Annotated in this window: 9 protein-coding genes and 1 pseudogene; 2 read left to right on the forward strand and 8 right to left on the reverse strand. The window is 59.4% G+C overall.

Annotated elements, in window-relative coordinates; genetic code table 11:
• From AC1D1M_RS30955 to AC1D1M_RS30980, 6 genes and pseudogenes are all read right to left on the reverse strand, one after another.
• Window positions 1-156 (reverse strand): annotated as a pseudogene (locus AC1D1M_RS30955) (pyrroloquinoline quinone biosynthesis protein PqqB); the annotation flags it as partial.
• 78 nt (window positions 157-234) lie between these two features.
• Window positions 235-309 (reverse strand): pyrroloquinoline quinone precursor peptide PqqA, encoded by a 75-nt coding sequence (gene pqqA, locus AC1D1M_RS30960; protein ID WP_003444522.1) that lies wholly within the window; start codon window positions 307-309, stop codon window positions 235-237.
• Between the two features lie 158 nt (window positions 310-467).
• Window positions 468-2,897: a pyrroloquinoline quinone biosynthesis protein PqqF gene (pqqF, locus tag AC1D1M_RS30965; protein ID WP_477778638.1), complete on the reverse strand. Its 2,430-nt coding sequence runs from the start codon at window positions 2,895-2,897 to the stop codon at window positions 468-470.
• A gap of 48 nt (window positions 2,898-2,945) precedes the next feature.
• Entirely contained in the window at window positions 2,946-3,740 is a 795-nt protein-coding gene (locus AC1D1M_RS30970; RefSeq protein ID WP_477778639.1) for a carbon-nitrogen hydrolase family protein, read from the reverse strand.
• A 12-nt stretch (window positions 3,741-3,752) separates the two neighbouring features.
• Complete coding sequence (locus AC1D1M_RS30975) at window positions 3,753-5,435, reverse strand: flavin monoamine oxidase family protein (RefSeq protein WP_057713046.1); 1,683 nt, start codon at window positions 5,433-5,435, stop codon at window positions 3,753-3,755.
• 221 nt (window positions 5,436-5,656) lie between these two features.
• Window positions 5,657-6,118, reverse strand: coding sequence for an Lrp/AsnC family transcriptional regulator (locus AC1D1M_RS30980; protein WP_046039454.1), 462 nt, complete (start codon window positions 6,116-6,118; stop codon window positions 5,657-5,659).
• A 186-nt stretch (window positions 6,119-6,304) separates the two neighbouring features.
• On the opposite strand from AC1D1M_RS30980, the gene AC1D1M_RS30985 reads away from it, so the two are divergent.
• A complete protein-coding gene (locus tag AC1D1M_RS30985) occupies window positions 6,305-8,659 on the forward strand; it encodes a glucose/quinate/shikimate family membrane-bound PQQ-dependent dehydrogenase (RefSeq protein WP_477778640.1) in 2,355 nt (784 codons plus the stop codon).
• Between the two features lie 61 nt (window positions 8,660-8,720).
• On the opposite strand, the gene AC1D1M_RS30990 is transcribed toward AC1D1M_RS30985, so the two are convergent.
• Window positions 8,721-9,452: a hypothetical protein gene (locus AC1D1M_RS30990; RefSeq protein WP_477778641.1), complete on the reverse strand. Its 732-nt coding sequence runs from the start codon at window positions 9,450-9,452 to the stop codon at window positions 8,721-8,723.
• 73 nt (window positions 9,453-9,525) lie between these two features.
• On the opposite strand from AC1D1M_RS30990, the gene AC1D1M_RS30995 reads away from it, so the two are divergent.
• Entirely contained in the window at window positions 9,526-10,158 is a 633-nt protein-coding gene (locus AC1D1M_RS30995; protein ID WP_477778642.1) for a peptidase M41, read from the forward strand.
• 95 nt (window positions 10,159-10,253) lie between these two features.
• Here AC1D1M_RS30995 and AC1D1M_RS31000 read toward each other — a convergent pair whose 3' ends face one another.
• Window positions 10,254-10,562: a DUF3077 domain-containing protein gene (locus tag AC1D1M_RS31000; protein ID WP_477778643.1), complete on the reverse strand. Its 309-nt coding sequence runs from the start codon at window positions 10,560-10,562 to the stop codon at window positions 10,254-10,256.
• Window positions 10,563-10,736 lie beyond the last annotated feature (174 nt).

The raw sequence follows: 10,736 nt of genomic DNA on the forward strand, positions 1-10,736 counted from the left end.
CACCCAGTTCACGCCGTCATCGGAAATCGCGATGGACGATTGCGTCCGCGCCTTGGCCCGCAGGCTGCCGTCGCGAAAGCCTGCGCAGTTCACGCAGTTGCAGTTCCACTGGGGGAAGCCGCCGCCGGCAGCGGAACCTAGAATCTGGACAAACATGGATGCTCCATCATTTCAACGCTGAAAATAAAACGCCTCGGGAAAACCGAGGCGTTAGCTGCAGTCTGCCAAGGCAGATTAGCGGCTGGCGAAGTACATGGTGACTTCAAAGCCGATACGCAGGTCGGTGTAGGCAGGTTTGGTCCAGGCCATAAATTGAACTCCTTCAGGTAGGGTGGGACAGCGCTATCTATAGGTATAGTCCACCTCAAGTCAGAGATGTTCAAGATAGTTAGGTTGCTATGTTACTCAAAATTTCAAAGAAATTGCCCGTGAAACTTTGAGAAAGCTCCTTGCAGCCCCGGTAATGATCATTTTGCCACTTGCCATGGCGCGCCTGGGGCAACGCTGTTGGCCAGGCACCGCCAGCCGCCTTCGGCCTGATTCAGGCGTTGGGCCGCAGCCAGTAGAGCGGTCCGGTCAATGCGCACAATGGCCTCGGGCAATTGCGTCAGATAATCCGACGAACGGCCGGCAAGCTTGCCCTGCCAGAGCAATTCGGCCGCTTGACCCGTAGTGAGCGCAGCGCTGGAAAACTGATCCGCCAGGGCCTGGCGTTGAGCCTTGAAGGAGGTGTCGTCGAGTGCGTGGATTAGTTCCGGTAATCGATTCAGGAATTGCTCGATGTGTTGCAGCAGCTCCACCGGCGCAACGCTTGGCGATTGCACACCGAACAGCAGCCCGGTTCGGCCGTGATTCTGCCGCAGGGCGCTGAACACCGCATAGCCGAGTTGCAGTTCCACCCGCAGGCGTTGGTAGAACGGCGTCTGGCAGACATGTGCGAGCAAACGCCACGCAGCTTCGTCGGACATTTCCTGGGTGGCTGTCGGACAGAACAGCAACAACGCGTGCTCGCTGGAGGCGGTATCGACGGTGCTCCACAGATGCTGTGCAAGGATCGAAGAGGGCGGCGTCAGTTGATTGTCCGGCGTGCCGGGTATGCGGCTCAAGGCCAGTCCCATGGCTGCCTGAGTCTGAGCCGAAAGCCCGATGGCCAGCCCATCCCAGCGCGCACTCAACCAGAGTGGCTGCGCGTCATCCGAGTTCGCGGTGTGCCCGAGGCAGTGATCGGGTAATGCCTTGAGCAGTTGTCGAATCGGTATCAACGCAACGCTGGTCGATTCGGCTTGTGAGACAGCGGCATCAGGTTTTGTCAGTTCTTTCAGCACATGCTCCAGGACGCTGGGCATCGGCTCCTGTAGCCCGTTCAGTTTGAGCAGCCATTCGTTGCCTGACGCACTGAAGGAAAAATCCACACCGGCCTGACGCGCGTCTTCGCGCAACGGTTGCAGGTAATTTTCCAACCGTGATTGAAGGTTGTTGCCGGGTGTCGAGTCCAGACGCCAGCGTAGATAAATCGCACCCTCCGCAGAGTTGTCCGGTAATGCCTGACTGAACTGCATCGGCGAGCGTTCACGACGGCTGCGCGAGCGATCCTGGGCAAACGTGCGCAGGCCACGGTGGGCGCTGGTCTGGCCGCGAATCAGTCCGGCGTTCGATGCCGGTGCTTCGGCGCGCAGAAAAGGGTTGGGAGTCGGCAATTGCCATGGGCCGCTGAAGTTATCCACAGCGCCGATTTGTTGGAGGATTTGCTTGAGGGCTCTAACGCCCTGCTTGGTTAGCCCGAATTCGCGTTGTTCGCTGTCCAGTCGAGCCAGTTGCAAGGCGCTGCTGACTTGCTGCTGGCGCTGGAGCAGGGTGGCGTACTCTTCGCGCAATCGGTCCCAGTCTTGCTCGACAAAGAAACCGAGCCAGTCCAGCAGGCGTTCGCAGATGCCTGTTGCCGAGTCTGCGGCGGGCTGGGTGAATTCGATATGCAGCAAGGCTTGCCCGGCGAACTGGTACAGCGGCTGGGCTTTCAGGTGATCGGCCAGCCCGCGCTCGCGCAGGTCCGCCAGCAAGCCGCCGGGTTTTGCCACGTTCAGCCAGTGGCACAGGAACGCCAGTGCTTCGGCGGAGAAGTCAGGCAGTGTTTCGAGGGCAAACAGCAAGTCCAGACGTCGTTCGCCAGCCTGTTGATAACTTTTGTCCGGCGCGTCCATCAGCGGTGTAGGCGCTTGTTGCGTGACTGTTTCGCCTTTGGCAATGACACCACCAAAGGCTTTGGCCATAGCCTTCAATTCATCAAGGCTCTGCGGCCCGGCCAGGCTCAGGGTCATTTGCCCGGTCTGGTAATAGCGCTGATAAAAACCCTGCAAAGCCTGCTGAAAATCGGCTTGATCCACCGGCAGGCTGTCGCGATTGCCGGCATGAAAACCCCGTAGCGGATGAACCTCGGCCAGGCCATTGAACAGCGCAAACTGCTGCTGCGCCTCGGCATCCTGCGACCAGGCGACAAATTCCGCCTGCAACACTTCCCGTTCCCGCTGCTGGTCGTCCGAATTCATACGCGGATGGGCGAGCATGTCCGACAGACGCTCCAGCCCACCGGCAAACGCCTGGGTTGGCAATTCGAAAAAATAGTCCGTGGTACGTTCGCTGGTCCGCGCGTTTACCTGGCCGCCATGACTCTGGACGTAGGCCATCAACCCTTGCCCGGCGGAAAAGCGCTCGGTACCGAGAAACAGCAGATGCTCAAGGAAATGCGCCAGGCCAGGCCACGCCAGCGGCACATCATGGCTACCCGCGGCGACCCGCAACGCTGCTGCGCAACGCTTCAAATTCGGGGCATGACGCAGCGTCACCCGCAAGCCGTTGGCCAGGGTTTCAGTGTGGGGGCGAAGGGGATTCAGCGCGGGCATGGGCACTTCCAGAACAGTGAAGTGCCAATGCTAGCGGATAACGATGGATCAGCGCTTGTTCAGCTCGCCGTAAAGCTCGGGGCGACGATCGATCAGATAGCGATTGGCGGCACGGGAATCGACCATCAACTGTCGATCCAGCTCACCGACAATCAGCGATTCATCCAGTCCCGCCTGAGCGATACGGCTGCCATCCGGCGCAGCAATGCTGCTCTGGCCGCAGTAGTGGATGTCGCCTTCATGGCCGCAGTAGTTGGCGTAAGCCACATAGCATTGGTTTTCGAAGGCGCGGGAGCGCACGGTGACATCGGCGACGAAATCGAACGGAATCATGTTCGCGGTCGGTACCAGGATCAGCTCGGCACCGGCCAGGGCCAGGCGTCGGGCGTTTTCCGGAAACTCCAGGTCGTAGCAGATCAGGAAACCGAGCTTCCAGCCGTTGAGCTCAACGATGGGAAACTCATCGGAACCTGCGCTGAACATCGAGTGATCCAGATCGCCGAACAGATGGGTCTTGCGGTAGTTGCAGATGCGCTCGCCGTTAGCGTCGATCAACTGCACGGCGTTGTAGATCTGCCCGTCCTCGGTGCGCTCGGGATAGCCATACAAAATGGCGATCCCGGCAGCCTTGGCAATGCGCGCAATCTGCTGCGCCGACTCACCGTTGTACACCTCCGCCAACACGCTGACGGCATCGACGCCGATGTTGTAGCCGGTCAGGAACATCTCCGGCAGCACCAGCAGGTCCGCGCCTTTGGCTTCCAGCGCCAGCTGCTGCACGCGTTGCAGGTTGCCGGCGACATCCAGAGGCAGCGGTGGACATTGGTAAAGGGCTACGCGCATTTCGGATTCCTCTTACTCGGGCAGGGCGATCGGTCCGATCTCGTTGAACACATCTCCTGGACCCGGATTCTCGGCATGAGTTGCACCGCCGAAGTGTTTCATGATGCCCCACACCGCGTTGAGCGAGGTCTGTACCGCACCCTCAACCCAGGCCGGCGTCCACGAAACGTCGTCGCCGGCGATGAAAATCCCGCGCTGCTCGGCTGGCATATCGTCCTGCATGAAGTGTGCGTACATGCGCTGGTTGTAGCGGTAATGGCCGGGCAGGGCGCCTTTGAATGCACCGAGGAAATGTGGGTCGGCTTCCCACGAAACGGTGATCGGGTCGCCGATGATCCGCGCGGCGATATCGACTTTCGGGTAGATCTTCTTCAATGCATCCAGCGCCAGCTTCACGCGTTTTTCCACCGGCTGCGGCAGCATCTTCAGGGCGTCGCTCATCCACGAGTACGACAGGCAAATCACTCCCGGTTTGTCGTCGCCGTTGTCGAACAGATAGGTGCCACGGGTCAGGCGGTCGGTGAGGGTCATGCTCATCAGGTCACGACCGGTTTCCGGATCCTTATCCTTCCAGAACGGGCGGTCGACCATCACGAAAGTCTTCGACGACTGCATGTAGCGAGTGCGGTCCAAAGCCATCCACATCTTTTGCGAGAACAGGGTTTCGTCGCATTCGATCTGGGTGGTCAGCAGCCAGCTCTGGCAGGTGGTCAGCACGGCCGCGTATTCGCGGGTGTCGCCCCAGTTGTCAGTGACAGCGAAACGGCCGCCCGGCGCGTGGGCAATTTTCTTTACGCCGGTGCGCGGTGCGCCGTTGTGCAGCGAGCTGAGGCTGGTGCCGGCCGGCCAATGCGCGCAACGCTCCGGTACATGGCGCCAGATGCCCTGGGGCACCTGTTCCACGCCGCCAACCACCAGGTGCTGGTGATCGTCGCAATTGGTCATCACCACGCGGAAGATTTCCAGCATCGAGTTGGGGAAGTCCGAATCCCAGCCGCCGGTACCGAAACCGACCTGGCCGAACACTTCGCGATGATGGAACGAGAGCTTGGCGAAGGCCTTGGAGGTGGCGACGAAGTCGTAGAAGGTGCGGTCGTCCCACAACGGAACCAGGGTGTTCCACAGTTCTTTCAGACGTGGCACATCACGATCACGGATGGCTTGCTGAATATCGGAGAACTGCGAGCCGGCTTCCAGGGCATCGGCCCAAGCGTCAGCCACTTCCTGGAACAGCGCAGGAAGGTCCGACAGCTTCTGTGCGTAATGGGTCTGGCCTTCGAGGTCGATCACCGTGCTGCCCGACGCGGGTGTCAGCGGGTTAGGGAAAGGTTTGGTTTCCAGACCCAGTTTGTCGACGTAGTGATAAAACGCGGTGGACGACACCGGGAAGCGCATCCCGCCCAGTTCGGCAACGATGCCTTCGGCGCCATTGAACGCCTGGGAGCGCAAGCGGCCGCCCATTTTCGAGGCTTCGTAGACGACCGGTTTCAGGCCCAGCTTCATCAGCTCATACGCCGCTACCAGGCCGGCGATCCCGCCGCCGACAATCGCCACTTCGGCACCGTGATTGTGCTCGGGAATGCTGCCCAGCCCGGCCGGATGCTCGATCCAGTCGTCGAAGGCGAAAGGAAAGTCCGGGCCGAAAATGGTGACTGGTTTCTTACCGTCTGCAGGATGGCGATTGTTCTTGTTCATGGCTGACCTTGCTGGCGACCCGACGCGGAGTGCGCATCTGAGTATAGGAAAAGATGCCAGCCATTCTAGAGAGCACCGAACACGTTAATAAGACGCAAAGTGTCGTCATTTTGCTATTTTATTGGTCAGTATGACGACCTGGTAATACACACTGTCCCCTGTGGGAGCGAGCTTGCTCGCGATAGCGCCAGTTCAGGCACCGATGAACCCAGGCCTGAAACTCAAACCGGCTGCCCCCGATCAATCTTGCTGCTCAAGATGATCGAGGTCGTGGTCTTCTCCACCCCATCCACACTGCCAATCTGATCCAGCAACTGATCCAGCTGCTCCGGCGAATCGGTGCGCAACCACGCCACATAATCAAATTCGCCACTCACCGCACACAACTGCTGCACCTGCGCCATCGCGCTCAGGCGTCGCAACACCTCCTTGCCGGAACGCGGTTGCACGGTTATCCCCACATACGCCTGCAACCCGCCATCCACCACGCGCTGGCCGAGACGCACGCCGTAACCGGTGATCACCTTGGCCTTTTCCAGCCGCGCCAGGCGCGAAGTGACGGTGGTACGGGCGATGCCCAGTTGCCGGGCAAGCATGGCCACGCTCTCGCGGGCGTTGATCTGCAGGGCGGCAATCAATTGGCGGTCGATTTCATCGAGAACAGGTGTGCGAGTGTCAGGCAAAGGGTTATCTCCAGCGGCATGGATCAGTGCGCAAGCATGTTACAGGCAGTTTCTGTACGACGCTCGCGACGGATCCTTGATCTAGTCTCAGTACCGTTCGGGACATTTTCACCTGCGACAAATTGCCATAAGTAACTAGGTAGTACATTATTCCGCCCCTTGTCACAAATGGGGAAAAAGTCCGATATGAATAATTCTGGGGCTGCCGCCGGCAGCAAATGGTTGCTGGCGGGGCTGGGTGTGCTGATCGCCCTGATCGGGCTCGGCCTGGCCGGTGGTGGTGGCTATCTGATCTCTCTCGGCGGCAGCTGGTACTTCCTGCTGATGGGCCTGGCGATGCTGGCGTCCGGGCTGATGATTGCCCGTCGCAAGCCGCTCGGCGCATGGCTGTATGGCGTGGCATTGATCCTCACCGCGATCTGGGCTGTTTGGGATGCCGGCCTCGAATACTGGCCGCTGGTCTCGCGGGTACTGACGTTCGCCGTGATCGGTCTGGTTGTAGCGCTGATCTATCCGACGCTGGTCCGCGCTTCGGGTGCGACCGGCGGGCGTGGCGCCTACGGTCTGGCTGGCATTCTGGGCGCGGGAGTCGTTGCGACGATGGCCTACATGTTCGTGCCGACCCACGTGGTCAAGGCCACCACTGAACCTGCAGTAACGCCGGTCACACCGGGCTTCGAACAGAAAGACTGGGCCCACTGGGGCAACACCACCGCCGGCAATCGCTTTGCCGCACTGGACCAGATCAACAAGGGCAACATCGACAAGTTGCAGGTGGCCTGGACCTTCCGCACCGGCGACATCCCGCAAAGCACCGGTGCTGGCGCCGAAGACCAGAACACCCCGCTGCAAATCGGTGACACGGTCTACACCTGCACCGCCTACGGCAAAGTCTTCGCCCTGGATGCCGACACCGGCACTCAGCGCTGGAAGTTTGACCCGCAAGGCACCGCGCCCAACTGGCAGCGTTGCCGTGGCCTGGGCTACTCCGAAACCCCGGCGTCTTCGGACAATCAGCCAACCGCCTGTACGAAACGTCTGTTTCTGCCAACCGGCGATGCACGCCTGATCGCCATCAATGCCGACACCGGCAAGCCCTGCGAAGAGTTTGGCAACAAAGGCACCGTCGACCTGACCACCGACATGGGCGAAGTGAAGCCCGGTTACTACCAGCAAACCTCGACCCCATTGGTCGCCGGGGACGTGGTGATCGTCGGTGGCCGTGTGGCCGATAACTACTCCACTGGCGAACCGCCGGGTGTAGTCCGCGCCTACGACGTGCGCAGCGGTGAACTGGTCTGGGCGTGGGACCCGGGCAACCCGAACACCACCAAACGCCCACCGGCCGGCGAGACCTATACCCGTGGTACGCCGAATGTGTGGTCGGCCATGTCCTACGACGCCAAGCTCGGTCTGGTTTACCTGCCGACCGGTAACGCCACCCCGGACTTCTTCGGCGGCCAACGTACCGAGTTCGACGATAAGTGGAGTTCGTCTATCGTCGCCATCGACGTGAAGACCGGTCAGGTGCGCTGGAACTTCCAGACCACTCACCACGACCTGTGGGACTTCGACCTGCCGGCGCAACCGCTGCTGTACGACGTGCCGGATGACAAGGGCGGCACCCAGCCAGCCCTGGCGCAAGTCACCAAGCAGGGCGAGATCTTCCTGCTCAACCGCGAAACCGGCGTGCCGATTGCTCGCGTCGAAGAGCGCCCGGTGCCGCAAGGCAAGGTTCCCGGCGAACGGTATTCGCCAACCCAGCCGTTTTCGGTCGACATGCCGTCAATCGGTAACAAAACGTTGACCGAATCCGACATGTGGGGCGCCACGCCGTTTGACCAATTGATGTGCCGCATCCAGTTCAAACGTATGCGCCACGAAGGCGTCTACACCCCGCCGGGCATGGACCGCGCCCTGCAATTCCCGGGCTCGTTGGGCGGCATGAACTGGGGCAGCGTCTCGGTTGATCCGAACACCAACTACATGTTCGTCAACGACATGCGCCTGGGCCTGGCCAACTACATGATCCCGCGCGACAAGATCGGCGCCGGGGCCAGCGGTATCGAAATGGGCGTGGTGCCGCAGGAAGGCACGCCGTTCGGCGCCATGCGCGAGCGCTTCCTCTCGGCGGTCGGCATTCCGTGCCAGAAACCACCGTTCGGCACCATGTCTGCCATCGACCTCAAGACCCACAAACTGATGTGGCAAGTCCCGGTCGGTACCGTGCAGGACACTGGCCCGCTGGGCATCCGCATGCACCTGCCGATCCCGATCGGCATGCCGACCCTCGGCGCATCGCTGGCTACCCAGTCCGGCCTGCTGTTCTTCGCCGGCACCCAGGACTTCTACCTGCGCGCCTTCGACACCGGCAACGGCAATGAAATCTGGAAGTCGCGCTTGCCGGTGGGCAGCCAGTCCGGGCCGATGACTTACGTTTCACCGAAAACCGGCAGGCAGTACATCCTGCTGACGGTGGGCGGTGCGCGTCAGTCGACGGATCGTGGGGATTATGTGATTGCCTACGCTTTGCCCAAATAAGGGCTGAAGCTTGAGTCAGAAAAGCCGCGCTATTGCGCGGCTTTTTCTTGCCTGAGAATTGTTACTTCCGCAAAGCGTTGTCGATGAGTTCGATCTGAAAGCGATACCGTGCATTCACATGTTTGAGAAGCATGGCACCGATTGAGATTCCGAGGACAAGTGCTATCACCATTAGCAAAATGGAGTCGCCTAGGTTTTCAGTCACAGGCCCAGCCATCAAGGTCTGACTTAACCATGGAAAGCCACCAAATTCCTTGGTGCAAACGTAGGCTGTACCTAGTAGAGCCAGCCCTGCGGCTTTTTCTCCAAAGAAATAGGAGACGCGGGCTTCTGCGCGATTCACTTTGAGTTCGAGCCAGTATCTTGCATTTGCTAAGGCTTTTTCATGATGGGATTTTAGTGTTTCGACAAAGGCGTTTTCATGCTCGATGTCGGCCAGCATGTTTCTCAAACTGATGGTTTTCCATCGGGCTAAAGTCCATACCGACGCAAAGATTGGAGCCAACAGGGAGGCGAATGTAGATAGAGTGGAAAACACTATTAGAGCGAGCGCGACGTTTTTCATCATATTTGGTAAGGGTGATTGGGACGTGTGCCAGTAGGCTAGCAACGCGGCAAGCCCGAGCCCGATTGCACCCGCCAATAGAGCTCGATTGGCGAAGCGTGCCGCTCGCGTTTCTATTCCTGTGAGTCGAGAAGCTGCCTTCCGAGGTTCGCATTGACTTAAGTATTCAAGAACCTTGAAAGTTTCTTCGAGAGGGATCTTCAGAAAATCCTTTTCCATGCTACTCATTTGATGCTCCTTTTTTTGAGACGGACGAGTTTACGCAAGAAAAGTAAAGCAGAAGCGATGCGAGGTGATGGAAATGACGAACAAGATGCCGCCTGCCGTACGCGATCACGCCTGGCAGATTGCCCATCATGAAATGGGCCACTATGTCGTGGCCCGCGCCTTGGGCTTTGCCACGGGCGGCGTGACCCTGGCAGTGACCATGGACTTGCGGCACCAAGGGGGCGCGTCTATCAATCTAGCGCGGTCAATTTCGTCGATGGAGGCCGTGAAGGAGCATCTGGAAGCCCGGATGATGGTGCTCCTGGCTGGCGCAATGGCGCAGACACTGCCTTCAAAACCTTCAGCCGCAAAACGCGTCGATAAGCCCAAGGCCACCGCCATCCTCAAAGGCGAGCAGGGCGCGGAGCAGGATTACGCAAAGGTCAGGGAGCTTCAGCATCTGCTGCGAAATATCGTCTACCCGGAGACTGATCCTGCGTCGGGTGAGCGGATAGCGGCGGAGATTAAAGAGATGACAGATCGGCTGTGGCTTCGGACTCAAAAAATCATAGAAGATCAGGCCGAGACGATTGCCGAATTGGCTGTGGCGCTGGTGGACGGCATGGTCATCGTGGAGCAGTGGGGACGGCCGGCGGATACGTATGAGGGCATGCTGACGGGGCAGATGCTGGAGCGGCGGCTGACCGTGCTGGCCATGCCTTCATGATGTGTTTGAACTGAAGAACCGAAGCATCTGGCTCTAATCAGTCCCAAAAAGGGAACGCTCGGTCCCTATTTGGGAATTTTCAGGCTCTGTTTGTTTTATTGATCTGCATGCGCTTTCGTTTGAGCAGGTTTGCGCGTCAACACCTTCACCACATCATCAATCACCGCTTTGCTCATCGTCGTCAGGTAATGCGCGGCCCAGGCGTGGCGATCGGAGTCTTGGGCGTAGGCGGCATCGACGGTCAGGGATTTGGCGAGGAAGAGCAGGTCGGAGGCTTGGGCCAGAGCGTCGGCGATGGGGACGTCGCGGCAGACGTGGAATAGAGGTTGATCCGAGAGATACAGGAAGGGGGTGAAGCCGACGGTTTTCAGTTCTGAATGATCAGATGGATTTGCTTTCGTCATGATGTAACTCCTTGGCTTAAAGAGCTGCCTCGTTCGTTTCCAAGCGAATGGGTGGCAGCTGTGCGCAGGTTGGAAACCGGGAGCCAAGGAAACCGGCACGTCCGAAGACGTCCCACGCACAGCTGCCATAAAACTGAGTCGCAGCCGTAAAAACGTCTGGAGTCGTGATGGGAC

The sequence above is a fragment of the Pseudomonas sp. P1_F7 genome, from assembly GCF_056405655.1.

Excerpts from the sequence above, each read along its gene's own strand:
- pqqF (WP_477778638.1), bottom strand. The coding sequence starts at position 2,897 with ATGCCCGCGCTGAATCCCCTTCGCCCCCACACTGAAACCCTGGCCAAC.
- AC1D1M_RS30990 (WP_477778641.1), bottom strand. The coding sequence starts at position 9,452 with ATGAGTAGCATGGAAAAGGATTTTCTGAAGATCCCTCTCGAAGAAACT.
- AC1D1M_RS30995 (WP_477778642.1), top strand. The coding sequence starts at position 9,526 with ATGACGAACAAGATGCCGCCTGCCGTACGCGATCACGCCTGGCAGATT.
- AC1D1M_RS30985 (WP_477778640.1), top strand. The coding sequence starts at position 6,305 with ATGAATAATTCTGGGGCTGCCGCCGGCAGCAAATGGTTGCTGGCGGGG.
- AC1D1M_RS31000 (WP_477778643.1), bottom strand. The coding sequence starts at position 10,562 with ATGACGAAAGCAAATCCATCTGATCATTCAGAACTGAAAACCGTCGGC.
- AC1D1M_RS30970 (WP_477778639.1), bottom strand. The coding sequence starts at position 3,740 with ATGCGCGTAGCCCTTTACCAATGTCCACCGCTGCCTCTGGATGTCGCC.
- AC1D1M_RS30975 (WP_057713046.1), bottom strand. The coding sequence starts at position 5,435 with ATGAACAAGAACAATCGCCATCCTGCAGACGGTAAGAAACCAGTCACC.